11 protein-coding genes are annotated in these 18,638 nt (G+C 54.1%); 5 read left to right on the top strand and 6 right to left on the bottom strand.

Going from position 1 to position 18,638, the window contains the following annotated elements:
* Positions 1 to 51: 51 nt before the first annotated feature.
* The 4 genes from A6F69_RS04345 to A6F69_RS04330 form a co-directional block, all read right to left on the bottom strand.
* On the bottom strand, positions 52 to 3,465 hold the full coding sequence (locus tag A6F69_RS04345) for a TonB-dependent receptor (protein WP_067597848.1): 3,414 nt from the start codon (positions 3,463 to 3,465) through the stop codon (positions 52 to 54).
* Between the two features lie 177 nt (positions 3,466 to 3,642).
* Positions 3,643 to 4,815 carry a glycoside hydrolase family 88/105 protein gene (locus A6F69_RS04340; RefSeq protein ID WP_169816547.1) on the bottom strand — a complete coding sequence of 391 codons (1,173 nt, stop codon included), beginning with the start codon at positions 4,813 to 4,815 and terminating at the stop codon, positions 3,643 to 3,645.
* Between the two features lie 32 nt (positions 4,816 to 4,847).
* Entirely contained in the window at positions 4,848 to 6,140 is a 1,293-nt protein-coding gene (locus A6F69_RS04335; protein WP_067597842.1) for a sugar isomerase, read from the bottom strand.
* Between the two features lie 21 nt (positions 6,141 to 6,161).
* Complete coding sequence (locus tag A6F69_RS04330; protein WP_067602449.1) at positions 6,162 to 8,273, bottom strand: bifunctional rhamnulose-1-phosphate aldolase/short-chain dehydrogenase; 2,112 nt, start codon at positions 8,271 to 8,273, stop codon at positions 6,162 to 6,164.
* A 92-nt stretch (positions 8,274 to 8,365) separates the two neighbouring features.
* On the opposite strand from A6F69_RS04330, the gene A6F69_RS04325 reads away from it, so the two are divergent.
* Positions 8,366 to 9,766 carry an FGGY-family carbohydrate kinase gene (locus A6F69_RS04325; RefSeq protein WP_067597839.1) on the top strand — a complete coding sequence of 467 codons (1,401 nt, stop codon included), beginning with the start codon at positions 8,366 to 8,368 and terminating at the stop codon, positions 9,764 to 9,766.
* On the top strand, positions 9,763 to 10,917 hold the full coding sequence (lldD, locus tag A6F69_RS04320) for an FMN-dependent L-lactate dehydrogenase LldD (RefSeq protein ID WP_067597836.1): 1,155 nt from the start codon (positions 9,763 to 9,765) through the stop codon (positions 10,915 to 10,917). The genes A6F69_RS04325 and lldD overlap by 4 nt, the downstream gene beginning before the upstream one ends.
* On the opposite strand, the gene A6F69_RS04315 is transcribed toward lldD, so the two are convergent.
* Both A6F69_RS04315 and A6F69_RS04310 read right to left on the bottom strand, forming a co-directional pair.
* The gene (locus A6F69_RS04315) at positions 10,914 to 11,711 is read right to left on the bottom strand and encodes a DeoR/GlpR family DNA-binding transcription regulator (RefSeq protein ID WP_067597833.1); all 798 of its coding nucleotides are present in this window, start codon (positions 11,709 to 11,711) and stop codon (positions 10,914 to 10,916) included. The genes lldD and A6F69_RS04315 overlap by 4 nt on opposite strands.
* Before the next feature lie 157 nt (positions 11,712 to 11,868).
* Complete coding sequence (locus tag A6F69_RS04310; protein ID WP_169816546.1) at positions 11,869 to 13,440, bottom strand: glycosyl hydrolase family 28-related protein; 1,572 nt, start codon at positions 13,438 to 13,440, stop codon at positions 11,869 to 11,871.
* A 316-nt stretch (positions 13,441 to 13,756) separates the two neighbouring features.
* Here A6F69_RS04310 and A6F69_RS04305 point away from each other — a divergent pair, with 316 nt between their 5' ends.
* The 3 genes from A6F69_RS04305 to A6F69_RS04295 all read left to right on the top strand — a co-directional run bounded on the left by A6F69_RS04305 (position 13,757) and on the right by A6F69_RS04295 (position 18,624).
* Positions 13,757 to 14,566 (top strand): 2-keto-4-pentenoate hydratase, encoded by an 810-nt coding sequence (locus A6F69_RS04305; protein WP_083984675.1) that lies wholly within the window; start codon positions 13,757 to 13,759, stop codon positions 14,564 to 14,566.
* Between the two features lie 105 nt (positions 14,567 to 14,671).
* The gene (kduD, locus tag A6F69_RS04300; protein WP_067597825.1) at positions 14,672 to 15,439 is read left to right on the top strand and encodes a 2-dehydro-3-deoxy-D-gluconate 5-dehydrogenase KduD; all 768 of its coding nucleotides are present in this window, start codon (positions 14,672 to 14,674) and stop codon (positions 15,437 to 15,439) included.
* Positions 15,440 to 15,552: 113 nt separating this feature from the next.
* Entirely contained in the window at positions 15,553 to 18,624 is a 3,072-nt protein-coding gene (locus A6F69_RS04295) for a TonB-dependent receptor (protein ID WP_067597822.1), read from the top strand.
* The last annotated feature ends 14 nt before the right edge of the window (positions 18,625 to 18,638 follow it).

The following is an 18,638-nucleotide window of genomic DNA, read 5'->3' as shown; positions in this document are numbered from 1 at the left end:
GGCAGCGAGCTTGAAGCTAGCCACCGGCCCACAGGGAGGATCGTTAAATCATTAGAACCTGTAAGTTGCGGAGAGCGAATAGGTCCGCCCATCATATTCATACAGGCGGAAAAGCTCTTCGACACCGAGATACTCGCGGCGCGAGCTTTGCGTGATGTTGAACACTTCGGCGCGGATTTCCAAGCCTCTCATAGGCTTGATGGCGCCGGAGAAATCCAACTGACCACGCGGGGCGATAATGGTGTTACCACCGATAAACGAAGAGCCGCCTTGCCGCTGAATCTCCGACTGGTGGTTGTACGCCAATCGCGCCTCGAGGAAGTCGTCTTCATAGTAGCCGATGATATTGTAGGTATCTTCGGCAACGTTGAAGAGCTGGACATCATTGTCACCGCCTGAACGGACACGCGTGTAGTTCAAGACAACGCCCGTATTCTTGAGAAAGCCTGGCAGGAAGTCGAGTGTCTGCTGAATCTGCGCCTCGAAGCCCGTGACGTTGATTGTGTCCGGATTGTTTACAGTCCGGCTGACGCGAATTCGCTGCGGATCCCCATTGTCATTGGTGAAGACACACTGTCCAGCATAAGACTGTTCAATCGGATTAGTCGAGTTGATGTCAGCAAAGCGAATATCATTGAAAGTCCGGCCTTCGACCGTAAGGCTCTCACCTTCCGGACAGAAATTCCGCTGACGGGTAATGTCACCGACCAGAGACTTTCTGAAGAAGCCGATCGACACCACACTCCCGGGCTTGTTGTACCAGCTCAATCCCAGATCGAAGCCGGTTGAACGCCGAGGCTGCACATCGAGTGTCGAGATGTTGATAGAGGTCCGGGGGATTGGATTCCCGTCCGAGCCGAGAATACGATCCTCGGGATCCAGATCGTCGATATCGCCCGAAGTGTCATTTTCGACAATGAGCGTTGGCGTCGGAGTGAACTCTGCAAGATCGAGTGCTTCGAACGTGCCGTAGAACGCCGCTCGAGCGACGATATCTGGAGTGATCTCATAGATCAAATTCATGGACGGCAGGAAACGCTCGAAGCTATTCTTCGCCTGTCCGAACACCAAGGCATCGTTGTCACTCGCATCCTTGAATTCAAGCGCTGGCCCACCGTTTGCTGCGCGAATTGCATTCAAATTGTCATAGAACTGCAGGAAAGTTGGATTCGTTTGGCCAACCAAGTCAGTCTTTACATAGCGAACGCCGAAATTGCCGCGTAGCTGGGCATCGTACATGCGCGAAAAATCGAACTTGGCCATCGCATACAACTCGATCGTCTCACGCGATGAATCGAAGTTGTTGTCTACAATAGTCGGGCGCGAAATCTGCGGCCGGGCAAGGTATGTGTTCCCGCCAGGTGCTTCGACCAACGGCAATGCAGCAAGAATTTCTTCCGGTGTGATTGTCGCCGCACTTTCAGGCGTCAACTGCGGAAAATACCCGCGGATATTGCCGGCCGAAGGCGTGAACCGCAGATCAGACCGTGGTTCCTGACTTGCGGAGCCAAGCAGAGATTCCAAGACTGGAATATCGAGCGAGAGGAAATTGTCCAGTTCAACGCCCGGGATGTCACCACCGAGATAGGCACCGCCTTCGGCCACGCCGTCGTTCGGCACAAGAATGCTGCGGTCAAAAGCTGCGGCATAGTTCAAGCCAAGACCACCAAATTCCGAGCGGTAACGGCGAGAGGTCTCATCACTGTAGTAGCCGCCAACCTCTACTTCCGAGAAAAGGCCGCCCTCGAACTTGCGCGCCGTTTCGAAGTCGAAAGATTTCAGGTCACGATCCACTCCTTCGGTGAATCCCAATGCCAAAATCGAGGTTGGTTGATTGAACGGGTTCTGGTTCGGCCCCGGAGGGACGAAGCCAGCGAAGTCGTCCCGAGCGCCAATACCAGAACCGGTTTCAACACGAGTTGAGCCGCGCGTTTGATCGAGTTCATACAGCAACGGGTTAACAATGTTGTCAACAAAGATGCTGTTGAGGCTGCCGAGGCCATTGTCCAAAATCAGGATCGAGTCGTTGCCACGATCATCAATGCCATCAAGGTTGGAGTCGAGATCACGGGTGGAGGCACCGCCTCCACGGAACCGAACCCGCAAGCTATATTGGTTCAAGCTCGACCGGCCGCGCGCTTCGGAATATGTACCGACGCCTTTGAAGCGCCAGACATCGTTCTCGAAGTTGAACTGCGGATAAATCGCCCAGGATTCGTCAAGTGCAGGAAAACTACGATTTTCGATTGCGGTTTGCGAGTCACTGATCAAGACGCGCGGTACGAGGTAAACATTCTCCTCTGTACCGTTCTCGTCCCAGTCAACCACACCCACATTGACAGGAGCGGAAAGCGGCGAAACTAGTGAGTTAAAACCGTTATGCCCCTCGAATATTGAGATATCCTGATTGGATTCACTCAAGTTCCGGCGGGTAAAAATGCCATCGAGACGCAGTTCGAGATTGTCCGAAACCTCATAGGCCATGCCAGCAGAAATTGAGAACCGCTCCCCCCGATTGTTCTGAACAAATTGACGCATGGCGCGCGGATAGATCACTGCGTTGTCCAGCCCGTTCTCTCCAACGGCCGGAAGATCGAAAGCCGGATTAGGTGTGCCAGACACAGCGCTTTGATCAGCACCTATACCGCTAGCCCGAGTCCCATCAGCAAAGCCCGCGACTTGCGCACTGGTAAACTGCCGATAATTGTTGAGGCGGAGCGTATCACGCCGGAAACTCTGCTCAGAATAAGCAAAGTTACCGTAGATGCCAAAGCGATCACCGATACGCTGAGCGCCGGAGATAAAGAATTTCGGAAGTTCGTCTCCAGTCGTCTCCTCATGATCAACTTCAGCGCGAACTACGAATCCTTCACGGCGCTGCAATGCACCATTGAGACGCAAATCGACTTGCGCCGCCAAACCACCGGAGGGTGTATCCGGTGTGAAGGACTTGATGACATTCGCACCGTTAAAGATCGCGCTTTCAAAGATACCAAACGGGTTACCCGTGTTGTTGCCGCGCGTAGTCGAGGCAATCGTCTGCCCCATCACGGTCGTCTTGGTAAAACGACCAGGCAGGCCGCGAATGGAGATAGTCGCATCACGACGCGCACCCTCGCGGTTAATCTGAACGCCTGGGATACGCGCCAACGCCTCACCCAAGTTCAAATCCGGCGTCGAACCAATGTCGTCTGAAGAGATACCATCAAGAAATACATCGGCTTTTCGCCTCTGTTGCAGCGCGTCTGCAAGACTGGCGCGAATGCCCGTAACAACGATCACGCCTTCTTCATTAGGCTGCTGGCTGGTTACCTGCGCATCTTGGTCACCCGCCCCCTCTGCGTTTTCAGCATCGGAGTCTTGCGCTGCAGCGATCGATGGAAAACACATCGCGATGGCTGCGACACCAGCCTTCAGGCTGGCCGAATACCCGCGCATCACACGTGCTGGTTGATCGTTCTTCATTACCTCTCCCCTCACAGAGTCTTCATTTGGTCACATATGGCCGATTGTTTTCGACTAAGTCAATGCGCATTTATGACGTTTCGTGACATTTTTTGATCATTTTAAGGTCGGAAGGTGCAAGAATGCACCGGCGTGACCCGCTCAAAAGCACCAAGAGATGTGCAGAAGGCGAATCGATCAGTCTTGCTCAAGTTTGAGAATCTGGCCTGTAGCGAGCAGGAAGGCTCCTACCCCATAGAGCTGTCGATCATCTGGCTGTACGCCTTCCGGTCGATCGCCGACCTGCTGTACATAGCCTAGCCGGCCTTCATCATCGACATTTGCGACCAGCGCCTTCCAACCCGCATCGACCGCGGCAGAATATTGCTCGCCCTCAAGGACACCTTCGTTCAGCGCCCAGGCAAGACCGTAGACGAAAAAGCCCGTTCCGCTCGTCTCTGGAGGTGTTTCGCTTGATGCTAGAAGTGACGCACGCCACATTCCATTTTCAGCCTGGATCGCGACCAGGCGATCCGACATTTGGCGAAACAGCGAAACATAATAGTCTCTGCGAGGATCGTCGGCTGACATCGTCCGCAAGACATTTACAAGGCCACCATAAACCCATCCATTGCCGCGGCTCCAGAATAGCTTCTCTCCATCTGCCCCGCGGCGATCAAAGAAGCGGCTGTCGCGGTAGTAAAGACCGACGTCCTTGTCGAAGAGCAAATCGGTCGCGACCTGAAATTCGGAATGTGCATAGTCTGCATATTCCTCTTTACCGAAGGTTTCGTGTGCATCCCACCAAGTCGCAGGCGCCATGAAGAGCGCGTCCGCCCAGCACCAACGCTTGGCGCAACCCGGGTCATTGTGATTGTCGGGGTGCATCATCTGAGTGTTAGGTTTGTCAGCTAGAATAGCATCGAGGTTTTGCTGTGTTGGGCCGAGATTTGCTGACGCAACGCCACTTCGATGAAGCCGAAAATAGACCTGACCGACAAGATGATCGTCCGCGTGGTAGAGTCGATCACCCAAGCGCCATTCTTCGCGTTCTGCGATTGCAGTGAGCGCATCGATGTAACGCTGCTGGCCGGTTTGTTCGGCGTAATCCATCAATCCAAGGAAGAAAGTGCCTTTTACCCAGCCGCGTGGATTTGGAGTTTCGCGCGAAATGAAGCGAATGTAGCTCTCGAGATTTTCAAGGTTGGCCAGCTGCCAATCAGCCACGTTGTTGGCCAGTGCAACGATCTCCGTTTCTGAACTCGCCGCCACCGAGCTGGAAGCGGATTCCACTTGTGGCGCATACGCGCAACCTGAAGTCAGTGCAGCAAGCGGCAAAAGGCCGGCAGCAATCGATCGAAGAACTGTCATCGGGAGGCTCCCATAGATCATGTTTTCAGAAATCAGACGATGCCGGCACCGAGGCCAACTTCCTTGCGCTCTTGCGCCTTGCGTTCGCGATACTTGCTCGCTCGATAGACATTTAGCCAATCGATCGCGCCGCCCTGCTCGTCACGCGCCTGGGCGAGGATTGGGGCGACATCCGTCTCATAAGCAGTCCGAAGAGTTCGAAATGCAAGCATCACATCATTGTCGTTTTGAGCAGCGTGCAATGCATCGCGATCGACCAAAGCAGCGCGCACATAACATCCCGCAATAGTTTCTGCGGACGACAACATGCTTTCGATCGGATCCGTCACGTTATGCGATTGGTCGATCATGTAGGAAGGATCAAAGCCGTGGCGCGGGTTCAGCTCCGCTTCGATGAGCTCGTTGAAAACCAGGAATAGCTGGTGAGGATTGATGCTGCCGCTATCCAGGTCATCGTCACCATATTTGCTGTCATTGAAATGGAAACCGCCGAGTTTCCCAGCATGATGAAGCCGCGCCACGATCTGCTCGATATTCACATTTGGCGCATGATGCCCAAGATCAACCAGGCATTTGCACTTCTCGCCCAGTTCCTGCGCCGCCATGAGAGAGCTGCCCCAATCAGAGATCACACTGGAATAGAATGCCGGTTCGAACATTTTGTGTTCGAGCATCATTGTCCAGTCGTCGGGTAACGCGGAATAGACTTCTGCGGCCGCATCCAAGTAGCGATCAAGCGACCGGCCCAGATCTTGCTGACCTGGGAAATTGGTGCCGTCACCCACCCAAACAGTCAGTCGCTCGGACCCGATCTGTTTTCCGATTTCAATACATTCAATGTTGTGATCGATCGCCTGCTGCCGGGTTGCGGCAACCGTGGAAGAAAGCGACCCAGTCTCGTAGGTCTGCGCTTGGCCTGGCTGATCTTGAAAGGTGTTGGAGTTCACCGCATCGAAAACTAGTCCGTAGTCCGAGGCCTCCTGCTTCAGCGCAGCATAATCATCCACGCAATCCCACGGAAAATGCGGGCTGACCGCCGGTGTAGAGCGACCGAGCTGATGAATGACCGCGCAATCTTCAAGCTTCTCATGAATATTTGTGGGCTCACCTGCCATCGGAAACTTCGCGAATCTGGTGCCGCCGCGCCCAGCCCCCCAGCTCGGCACGGCGACACCAAACGCTTTAACTTTGTCCTTAACGGCATCAATCGCGATGCCGCGCCTTTCCAGCTTGCGCCCTAGTGCGGAGTAATCTTCGGCGACCGCTTCGCGCGATCGCTCGTTGAGGTCCGCCACCAGATCGGCAGAAATCGGCAAATCTGTCATGTTTCCTCTCCGCCGCTCAATCTATCGCGTAAATGCTTGAGCATTGCCGGCATCGACATTTATCATGTTGCCGGTCGACTTCGCGGAGGCGTCGCTTGCCAACCAATAGGTCGCTTCGGCAATATCTTGTGGCAAGACAGACCGTTTCAGCATTGACCGCTGGCGGTAGTGTTCCTCGAGCTCGTCGCCTGAGTCGATGCCATGCGCGCCCGCGCGTTCCTGACGCCAATCACCATCCCAAATCCGGCTACCCTTGATCACAGCATCTGGATTGACGATGTTTACGCGGATGCCATCGTCAGCGCCTTCCAGCGCCAAGCAACGGGCCAAATGATTCGCCGCCGCCTTTGCACTTGCATATGCGCTCGCGTTCTTCGCAGCAGCGACAGCATTCTTTGAACCAACAAACACCACACTGGAGCCGCCCTGCTGTGACATGCCTTGCAACAGCGGCCACGCGTATTTCGCTGTCAAGAAATAGCCCTGTGCCAACACATCAAAGTTCTTGCTCCAGAGCTCAGTCGTGGTTTCCCCAATTGGTGCTGATGAGGCGATCCCAGCGTTCGCGACCAAAACGTCAAGGCCACCGAATTCCAGCGCACACGTATCGAGGGCTGCACTGACTTGATCTTCGTCAGTGACATCGCAGGTAACAGAACGAACAACGTCTTTGCCGAAGACCTCTGCTAAATCTGATTCTATTGTCCTTGCCGCGCTTTCGTCGCGATCAGCCAACATGACACAAGCACCTTCGCGAAGCATCCGTTCAGCCACAGCTGCGCCAATTCCGCCGGCACCCCCAGTCACAAGTGCAATCTTGCCGACCATCTCTTTGGGCGCTGGCATACGTTGCAGCTTGGCTTCCTCAAGGAGCCAATATTCAATGTCGAAGGCTTCTTGCTCATCAAGCGCTATATAGTCTCCAATTGCCTCTGCTCCGCGCATCACATTGATCGCATTGAGATAGAATTCGCCAGCAATTCGCGCCGTTGCCTTGTCCTTGGCGAAGGTCATACGGCCGACGCCCGGAACAAGAACGACAACCGGGTTTGCGTCACGCATGGCAGGGGAATTGTCACGCTTGCAGCGCTCATAATAGGCCGCATACAGCTCTCGATAGTCAGCGATCGACTTCTCAAGATAAGCATCATCTTCTAGCCGATCTACATCCAATGTTAGCGGAGCGATCTTGGTGCGAAGGAAATGGTCAGGACACGACGTTCCGAGCGCGGCCAGGCGCGCGAAATCAATGCTGCCAACGAATTCCAGCGTGGCTTCATCGTCAGAAAAATGGCCAACTTTCCGACGATCACCAACCATCAGAGCCCGAAGGCGCGGCATCAAGTCCGCCGCCACCTTGGCCCGGTCTTCGCGAGGCGCTACGCTTGCACCGCCAAAAGCAGGGCCACCCGCAAGTTTGGAATTCAAGTAATCCGCAGCCTCGGCTATCAAACGAACAGTCTGATCATAGCATTCCTTGGCCGTATCCGCCCAGCAGATGATACCGTGACCCGCAAGCATCGCGCCCTTTGCTTGCGGATTCGCTTTCGCAAAATCGCGGATCTGCACGCCCAGCGTGAAACCCGGCCGCTTCCATGGCAGCCAGCCGATTTCGTCGCCCCACAACTCCTTTGTTGCCGCCTCACCACCGCTGGATGCAGCCAAAGCGATAATGGCGTCGGGATGCACGTGATCTATATGCTTGTAGGGTAGAAGCGAGTGAAGCGGCGTATCAATACTGGCCGCACGACCGTTCAGATTAAAAGTACAATGAGGGAGGAACCCGACCATTTTATCGTCATCGTCCTCTCCCTCATAATGCGACTCAAGGGCGAGCAGTTTTTCTTGATATAGTGTGGCAAAGCCATCCATCCCCATGGAACCGATGTCGCCGCCAGACCCCTTGACCCAAAGCACCTCAACGTCACTTCCTGTAAGTGGATCGCTCTCCATCACCTTTGCTGACGTATTGCCACCGCCAAAGTTTGTGACAGTTAAGTCTGCACCCAACAGATTTGACCGATAGAGCAAAAGCTCCGATTCCGTCATACTTGATGCAACTTGCTCATCCCAGCGATTGACAGGGATAGCGAACGGAATGGCTGCGTCAGCCAAGGAGGCGTGCATATTCATGATCCAATCATTATCATTCGGTCTTTTCAAAATCAATCATTTTCGCTAATCCGCAATCAATAAAGTTCACAACGGGACCTTGGGAGTTTGTTTTGAAGCACGGTTTTGCGATAGTTGTCGATATCGGCAAGACGCTAGCCAAGGTTAGCCTATGGTCTCGCGATGGCGAAATGGTCGCTCGAGAGACTCGCCCCAATGAAGTTGTAGAGGTCGACGGGATACGCCGACTGGATGCCAAAGGCATAGGAGAATGGCTTACCTCTGCCTTGTCCAGCTTTGCAGGTCATCCTGTAGAATACATTGTGCCTGTTGCTCATGGCGCAGGTGTAGCCGCTCTCAGCAAAAACGAACTGGCCTTCCCTCCAATCGACTATGAACAAGAGCTGCCGGCAACAATACGTACTCAGTACGATGCGGTCAGAACACCTTTTGTGGAAACGGGGTCACCAAAACTTCCCGCTGGGCTCAATTTTGGAGCTCAGCTGTTCTGGATGGAACACCTTCATCCGGAACTGATATCCAAGTCGACGTTGCTACCTTGGGCTCAATACTGGGGCTGGTTCTTGTCAGGTGAAGCGCGCACCGAGGCAACAAGTATGGGCTGCCATTCAGACCTCTGGGCGCCAGCAAGCAAGGACTTCTCCCGCCTTGCTATGGCGCGAGGCTGGGCGGAACGCTTCGCGCCGGTTGTAGAGGCAAGAGATGTCATAGGTTCCTTGCGCTCGAACCTGGCTGAGAAGACCGGACTACCTGAAACAGCAAAGGTCTTGGCAGGTTTGCATGACTCAAACGCAGCATTGAACGCGGCACGCGGGTTTCATGAAATCGAGAATCGTGAAGCGACGATACTTTCGACCGGCACATGGTTCATTGCGATGCGTTTGGCTGAGAGCGGGATCAATCTGGCCGGGCTGCCTGAGGCGCGCGATTGCTTGGTCAATGTCGACGCATTCGGCAATCCCGTGCCATCAGCCCGCTTCATGGGCGGGCGTGAAATCGAGACTCTGATTCAAATTGATACGCGGCAAGTTGATATCAAGCCCGACCAACCTCGTCTGCTCAAGGCAGTGCCCCGGGTAATTGCCGAATCCGCCATGGTCTTGCCGACCCTCGCGCCCGGCAACGGTCCATACCCGCAAGGGCAAGGTGGTTGGGTAAACCGACCTGATGATTGGTTTGCGAGGCGTGCAGGCGCTTGTCTCTATGCAGCCCTGGTTGCAGACACCTCACTCGATCTTATTGGCTCTAAGGAATGCCTGTTGGTCGAAGGGCGCTTTGCAGAGGCAGAGGTATTTGTTCGAGCGCTCGCAAGCCTTAGGCCCGACACAAAAGTCTTTGTTGCAAACGCGCACAATGATGTGAGCTTCGGTGCACTGAGACTGATCGACCCGAGCATACGCCCGTTAGGCGGGCTGACGCAGATCGAACCATTGGGAGAAGATCTCACTGGTTATCGCGCAGCGTGGCTCAAAGCTCAGATGGCCGCCGCATGATCGCCGCGAGCGCAATCGACTATCGCGAACTGGCACGTCGGCGCCTGCCACACTTTCTGTTCGAGTATATTGACGGAGGCTCCTATGCTGAGGTCACGCTCGAGCGCAACATGGCCGAGCTTAAAGATGTAGCCTTGCGCCAGAGGGTGCTGCGCGATGTCTCGCAGATCAATCTATCGACTCAATTGTTCGATCAAACTTTGGCGCTACCGGTGGCGCTTGCGCCGATTGGACTGGCCGGAATGAATGCAAGGCGCGGTGAATGCCAGGCCGTGCGCGCCGCGAACAAGGCGAGTATTCCCTTCACTCTGTCAACGGTGTCAGCGTGCAATATTGAAGAAGTCGCAGCTGCCAGCAGCGAGCCCTTCTGGTTCCAGCTCTATATGATCCGCGATCGCGGGTTCATGCGCGAATTGATGGCCCGCGCGGTAGCGGTTGGCTGCACCGCATTGGTGTTCACCGTTGATATGCCAGTACCTGGCAGCCGCTATCGCGACTATCACTCCGGGTTGGCCGGCGCGCCGGGAATTGCTGGAGCGATCCGACGGACCTGGCAGGGAGCCTTGAGGCCCAACTGGGCATGGGACGTAGGTATCAATGGTCGTCCACATAACCTTGGCAATGTGGCACCAGTCCTGGGCGACAAGTCCGGCATCGAGGACTTTTTCGCTTGGATGCGGAATAACTTCGACCCCAGCGTGACCTGGGATGACCTAGACTTCATTCGCAGCGAATGGAAAGGTCCGCTAATTATCAAGGGCATACTCGACCCGGAGGATGCCGAAAGAGCTGCTGACCTAGGTGCAGATGGACTGGTCGTGTCAAATCATGGTGGTCGTCAACTGGACGGAGTGCCAGCTACCGCAAAGGCCCTCCCGCCAATCGCACAGGCTGTGAGCGATCGCCTGACAGTTCTGGCCGATGGCGGAGTACGATCTGGGCTGGACGTAGTCCGAATGATAGCTCTTGGCGCCAAGGGCGTATTACTTGGCCGTGCTTGGGCCTATGCTCTCGGCGCGCGAGGCGAAAGCGGCGTCTCGCATGTGCTTCAGCTGATCGAAGCTGAAATGAAAGTGGCTATGTCTCTGACCGGGGTGAATTCAATCGAGGATATCACACCCGATATTCTGATGACTATTGCTACAGATTAGCTGGCAGGCTCGACAAGGTCGATCTGTTTCAAGCCGGCGTCGCGTAATTGATTGATAGCTTTCGGATCAGCGCGATCATCAGTGATCATACGGTCGATGCGATCAAGTTCACATACAATCGCACCCGAGGATGAGTGCAACTTACTGCTGTCAACGACAAGGATAACCTCATCGGTCCTGTCAAGGAACCTGCGCTGGCTTGCGACAAGCAACGCATCCGCTTGAAAAATGCCCCTAGCGCTCACCGCCGCCGCGCCAAGAAAAAGCTTGCTGGCATGAAAGTTCGGCATTGTGGTTTCACCTGCCGGGGCGAGAATAATGTTCTGCTCTCGAAAGATCGGTCCTGATGGAACAAGTAGCTGCGTTGTTTCCTGGCGCAGCAATGCGTTCACGATGTGGAGCGAGTTGGTAAGGACTTGAAGATTGAGGTCGTCCAAATGCTCACACATCTGGTAGGTCGTCGTCCCGCCATCGATTATGACGCCTTCACCAGGCGCGCAAAGTTTCGCAGCTGCTTTGCCGATCGCTCGCTTGGCGGTGATGTTCTGTTTAAGCGATTTCTCGAAGGGCGTTCCCGCTAGGCTTGGCGGCGCTCCGACCCCTGCGGAATCTGCATCAATCGCTTTTGCACCTCCATGAAGGCGAACTATCTTACCTTGCTTCTCGAGACGAGCGAGATCCCGTCTGATTGTCGCGGGCGAAGCTTTTACGTTAGCCTCTAGATGGCGATAGGTCGTGAAGCCCTTCTTTTTTAGGGCCTCAAGAATGATTTCTTCGCGTTCGGCTGCGTGCATGCGAAAATCCTGTGTCGCTATTCGACGCTCCGATGAGCGCAAAACTATCTTCGCGATTTCCCTGCATGTTGCTCAGTATAGTATCAAGTGCGAACTGATTGCTTTTGCGCATTTTTGCTCAGCGATCGATATGGGGCGCCGAGAATAGTGTTTTTTGTCAGTCATTTAGATCTGAGTCGGCAGACTCTATTCGTTTGCCCAATTGATGCGTGTATAGCGAAGGTATCGCCAAAACTGGCTTGTTCAGCCATTCCAGATAGGGCTCCGGTGTGTGATCTAACCGAATTGTTCGATTGCCATGCAACCCAATAATCCTCGCATCAGGACCCTCGGAACCGCCCAGGATCACGATTTCGCCACCCGGTTCCACTCCGCTCCCAACCACCACGTTGACATTCCATGCGGTATTATAGCGCCCGTGCCCAGGGAGCCAGTATCCAGCCCCACCGGCTTTGTAGAGATCATACATCGGTGTCCCATCTTCCGCTGTCTGATCCGGCTTCACGTGGACAGTCACATTGTCATAGAGGTTCTGATGGTTCGCACCTGCGTGCTGGTCGAGCGTCGGAGTGGTCCAAACTACTGCATCCTTATAGACCGACTTGGTCGACTGTGTGTTGAAGCTGAGTGCGTGAACAGTTGGATTGAAAACGTTGAGCCCATCGACAAGCACATTGTGAACATTGCCGATGTGTACGCTATAGTGCGCTGTGTGCCGTCCTTCAGTCACAATGTTACCGATCGTGACATTCGCAAGATCGTCCGTCAGAATTCCGCTATCGCTGTTCGCAATCCTGACATTGCGGATCCAACCATTGTGGACACCAGTGAAGTAGATTCCGTTGAAACCGCTCTCGTTGTGATGCCCAAAATCCGGATTGTCCGGGAAGACGAGCGAAATGTCCTGTATTCCTACTTCGGATAGGTGCTCCCACGATGAAAAGTAGGCCGGTAGCTCCTTGTTGATTGAGTGAAGCAGTGGGTCTGCGATTACAACGCGATCACCCTCGATCGCTTCGATACGCGTGGCTTGCCGCACAAGCGGGCGATCAGGCAACTCCCAATGCCTGCTTCCGATCTTCTCTGACGTATCTCCGTAAAGTGATTTCACCAGGGGACCATCGGGGCCTTCGCGGTTATGCCAATTGATCTGCAAGACGTCGCCAACCGTCAGGCGACTCGGATCCGAAACGATGAGCTCACGGGTAAACTGCACGCCCGAAGCAATCTCCGTGACCCTGCTGATAGGGCGATCATAGCGCTCAAGATATGTCGCGTGACGACCATCGGGAACCCGAGTCCATATAAATCCGGCGCTCCAACTGTACGGCGAGAAGAGTACCTCCAGATTGGCGTCCTTGATGCGTTCGTATTTGTCGTTTTCCTTCAAATAAATGCGAATTTCGTCGAGGGCGCCACCGTCATCGATCTGGTTCAGGGGCCGTGGCATGAAGAGCTCTGTTCCGCCCTCCCCCATACCCATGCCCGAAAGCACGATCCCGCTTCGCTCGATCCAAAGAATTTCGCTCAAAAGATAGCGACCAGAGTGCAGCTGAACACGAACAGGCCCCGTGCTAGAATGTGCAGCCTTCAGGGCAGCGAGCAGCGCGCTGCTATCGTCCTTCCGATCATCGGGGATCGCGCCGTAATCCGCGACGTCGATAACTTGTTCAATGTGAGGAATCGCCTCTAGGCCGAATTCGTAGCCAGCATATGAAAAGTCTGGCAACGGTTGTTCTGCTTGCACCGACTCATCGACAATTATTTCAGGAAAATTTTGCGCTGCGGCGGGGTTCGTCAATACAACCTGGCCTACTGCTAGCAATGATAACACTCTGACTTTGCTTGGAACAATTCGCCTAGCGATCATCACTATTCACTCCCGATATAGATCAATCAGCGACGGTATTGACCTCAGATGATACCGGTGTCAATAATGGTCGGCAGAGGGACCTATGTGACACACTCGGAATCGGGCAGGTGGCGCAATGCAGGGATGGGATGCGTAAGATTTTCGATGTTCATTTCAAATTTGCGACGAGCGCATGACGCTCGATCAGCGAATCATTCTGGCAAACGGCGGTTCGGGTGCGACACTAAGCCAACCCGAAATCCGCATTTCAGAGTGCTTACTCGAAGCTCGCGCTGCTGGAATTGCCTTGAACCGTTTTCCCGGCGTACCTCCTTCAAGCCTGATTGAAGCCTACGCCATCCAAAATCGTTCGATCCAACACTGGCCAGATCAGATCGTTGGCTGGAAGGTGGGTGGAATCCCGGAAGCCTTGCGGCAAGAGCTTGGAGCTGATTGGCTCGTGGGTCCGATTTTTTCTCAGAACGTTAGCCATTCGACGCCTGGTGTGAGCTCCCCGATGCCAATCTTTGATGGCGGGTTCGGCGCTATCGAACCTGAGCTAGTGGTGAAGCTTGGCGCAACTCGCGATCAAGACCGAGTATTTATTGGTGCCGAGATCGCTAGCAGCCCTGTCCCGGACATCAACGGGTATGGTCCGACTGCGGTAGTCTGTGACTTTGGCAACAACAACGGTCTATTGATCGGGCCAGAGGTGATGGATTGGGCGAACTACGATCAGCCTATCACGGTCTCTATTTCAGTCGATGGAGAACTAATCGGCACCCGGACGCTAGACCGATTGAGCGATCAGGCTTTGGCTGCGCGCGACTTTTGCATTGATCACGCTGCGCGAGCAGGCCGCGCTCTTTCAACCGGAACGTTCATTTCGACCGGTGCCATTACGGGCATACATGAGGCAAACGTCGGCGCGCGAAGCAGCATATCTTTTGCGGAGCTCGGTGAAATTGATCTCGAGCTGACGCGTCAGGGGCCACTCTCGTGAAGCATGGCAACGCTCACAGATATTCAGGCAAAACCCATTTGAGCCGCCGGTCGGTTTCGACCCCAATCTTAGTTATGAATTCAAGAAGGAATTGAGTGCACCAGCATGAGCATGTTTAGTCTATTTGGCCGAACGGCCATTGTAACAGGAGCAAATACCGGAATAGGCCAAGGGATCGCTGTGGCTCTCGCGCAAGCCGGTGCCGATCTGGCTCTTGTTGGGCGTAGCGCAGCGGAAGAGACCAAGGCGCTGGTCGAGGCGGAAGGTCGAAACGCGATGCTAATCGGCGCTGACCTATCCAGCATCGATCCCGTTCAAGACGTGGTCACTCGGGTCGCCGCCGAGCTGGGGAAGATAGACATTCTCGTGAATAATGCAGGTATCATTCGGCGCGACGATGCACTCGAATTTTCCGAAGAAGACTGGGATGCGGTGGTCGACACAAATCTGAAGACCCTATTTTTCCTTTGTCAGGCGGTCGGCAGGCATATGGTCGAATGGGCCAGTCAGGATAGCGACCGGGGGAAGATCATAAACATCGCTTCGATGCTGACTTTTCAAGGAGGAATTCGAGTCCCAAGCTACACAGCTTCCAAAAGTGGAGTTGGTGGTCTCACAAAACTACTTGCCAATGAATGGGCTGCGAAGGGTATCAACGTTAATGCGATCGCGCCCGGCTACATCGCGACCAACAATACAGCAGCATTGCAAGCCGACGAAACGCGCAATCGCCAAATATTGGAGCGCATTCCTGAAGGGCGCTGGGGTGAACCTTCAGACATTGGTGGAGCTGCAGTGTTTTTGGCCAGCAAGGCCGCAGACTATGTTCAGGGACACATTCTGGCTGTCGATGGCGGATGGCTGGCACGATAATCAAAATAGTCAATACAATCATAATCGATCATTTTATTACAATACCGCTGAAATAAGTATATTATTCGATCAATATGTTGGGCCTTTGGGCCCACAAGCCCAGGGAGAGGGATATGAGAAAATCTGTAACAACGAACCTTCGTTTGGCTACCTCGACGGCAGTTGTCGCGGCGATGTTGGCCGCTCCGTCAATTGCCTCGGCGCAGGACGCTAATGGCGAGGACGCGGTAACTTCGACCCAAGATGACACCGGTGCCAATGGCAACGTCATCATCGTCAGCGGTATTCGTCAATCGCTGGCCAGTGCTCTCGACGAGAAGCGCACAACAGACAATATCATCGAGGTCATTCAGGCAGAAGATATCGGTAAGCTGCCCGATCAAAACCTCGCGGAAGTACTCGAGAACGTGACGGGCGTTCAAATCACGCGTGACGCCGGTGTCGGCACCGGAGTTCAGATCCGCGGCACGAGCGCAAACCGTGTTGAAATCAACGGCGTGTCAACTGTGGGCTCTGGAACAGGCCGATCTGGCATCAGTTTTGAGGATCTTCCAGCTGCTCTGATTGCTGCCGTTGAAGTGGTCAAGGTGCCAGAAGCCAAGACGATCGAAGGCTCTGTTGGCGGAACAGTCAATCTGCGCACTTTGCGTCCTCTCGATATTAACGAACCACTTTTAGCGTTCCGCGCACAGGGTGAGCACAGCAGTCTCTCGGACACCATTACACCGCGTTTCTCTGCAACCGTCGGCAACAGCTGGGACACAGGTTCTGGAGAGTTCGGTGTCGTTATGAGCGCCAGCTACGCTGAACTGGATGTCTCGGAGTTTTTTGCACGCGTGGACCGGGACCGCACAGTGTTGCCGGGCGCCTCTGCTAGTTCGGAATCGTTTCCTTTCCTGCGCGTTCAGTTCCTGGACCAGGACATTAGCAATCAGGAATACAAGACCATTAACTGGACGGGCTCTCTTGAATGGAAACCGTCAGACAATCTCCGCTTGTACGTCGATGCTACGATCAACGATCAGGAACGGGTAGAGCAAGGCTCACGTGCTTTCTTCTCCGGCACGACTTCCAGTGCGGTTGTCAACAATACTGATAATACATCGTTCGAGACTGTCGATTTCGGCACGGTTCAGGGCCCCAATGGCCCCCTCGTGCTTGGCGAAGTACAATCTGTAACGTCGGGTGTCCTAGGAGTGGGTGTCACAGCGAACGGTACAATCGACCCGAACTTGCGTACGTCGACTACGACTGGATCACGCCAGACTGACAGTTCAGTCTTTGCCGGTGGTCTGGAATGGCAACAGGATCGATTCACAGTAAATGCCGAGATCGCTCGTTCAACTTCCAAGTCTGACTTCCCAAGCCTCGGGTTCCAAACTGACTTTATCAACCCAAACGGCCCGCAGCCATCGCTTGGACAAAGCAGCGACAACGGTGTTCCGGCGGTATTTGACCTGACTGGCGGAATTTTGCAGTGGGGCATCGCGCAAGGTCTGGCTGAAACGCCCACGACCGCACAACTGCTCGACCCTGCAAACTATCGAATTCGGCAAGTAAACCGTACTGCCAACAGCAACGACAACAGCGAAATGGCATATCGGCTTGATTTGAATTTTGACTCATATGACGTCTTGCCATTTTTCTCGTCCATTGATGCTGGCTGGCGCTACAGCGTGTCCAAGGCGGAAAACATCGACAGCAGCTTGCGGAATAACTTCACGTCCACGAGCTCTCCGTTCTTCTTCCGACCTACACTTGACCAATTGGGCGATCTCGTGGTGCCCGGCGTTAATGATTTTGATGCGGCTGGCGGCAATCGCACACTGTTCGTCCCGGACTACCTGCAGATCGACCCAAGAGCGTCCGCCAATGATCCAGACGGCGTGCTGGCCGCGGTCAATGCCGCAATCGAAGCCCAAAACAATGCAAATGGCGTAAGCCTGCCTCTGATTAGCCAACCCACAGAAACACTCTCCGCGTTTTTCGACATTGAGGAAAGTACACTCGCCGCTTACCTCCAAGGCAACTACGATACCGAATTCGCTGGAATGCCGATCCGCGGGAATGTTGGTGTTCGTTGGGTCTCAACTGAGATTGATTCAGTGGGCAACAATGTTGTTAACGGGGCTGTTGAAGGACAAATCAGGCAATCTTCGAGCTATGAGTTCTGGTTGCCTCGCTTCAGCCTGGTGGCGGAACCCGCAACCGATCTTTTGATCCGCGCGGGTGTCTCGCGTGATCTGCGCCGACCAAATTTCGACAATCTGTCGACCTCGGTCTCGTTCGGCGGAAACGCATCTACGGCTGTTGGTGTTGGCAATCCTGGCCTTCAACCCGAAACTGTCTGGTCATTTGACCTTTCTGGAGAATACTACTTCTCCGATACCGGTTTCTTTAGCCTTGGATTCTTTCATAAGCGTCGAACCAATCTCTTCGCGCAAGAGACCGAGTTCCCGGTTGAGGTCAATGGACCCAATGGCATTGAGCGTGATATCTCACCACCTTGTGAAGGTGGCGGTATCTTCAACCCATTTGCCGATAGAAACGTTTTCTCGCCGGTTCAGGGCATCGGTATCTGCGTACCTGTAGCGACAACGATCAACTCAACTGGCGTTGCCACGCAAACTGGGGTCGAGGTCGCGTTCCAATATGACCTTTCTGACTTTGAAGATACACTTGGCTTTGCCTCTGGCTTTGGCTTCATCGGCAACTTCACCTATCAAGAGGATGGAGGCAATGTTAGCAACTTCTTCAACGGAAGCGGCGGCGGTAACGCCCTCAATCTCTTGCTGGGGCGTACTGACTCTGACATGTCAACTGCAACGCTAGATGACGATGTCGTACAGCAGCTTGTTACGCTGCCCAACCTGTCTAGATATGCCTACAACGCTACGCTTTTCTACGACAAATACGGAATCAACTTCCGCGCGCGGTACAGCTGGCGTTCGTCATTCCGCAGCACCGACACTCGTCGATTTGGCCTTCCTCGCATTGTCGATAGCCGTGGCCAGCTTAACGCCAGCCTCAGCTATGAACTAACTGATCAAATCACTGTTGGCGTAGATGGCATCAATCTACTGCGTGAGCGTAACGATGAGTACTGCATCACAAATGGCAGCTTGCTCTGCCAACAGGACTTCGCAGATCGCCGGATTGTTGGCGGAGTAAGCTTCAAATTCTAGCTCAAGTCCAACAA

This window comes from Altererythrobacter ishigakiensis (genome assembly GCF_001663155.1).
Taxonomy (GTDB): domain Bacteria; phylum Pseudomonadota; class Alphaproteobacteria; order Sphingomonadales; family Sphingomonadaceae; genus Erythrobacter; species Erythrobacter ishigakiensis.
The sequence above is the reverse complement of the archived record's forward strand: the minus strand, read 5'-3'. Positions and strand labels throughout refer to the sequence as shown.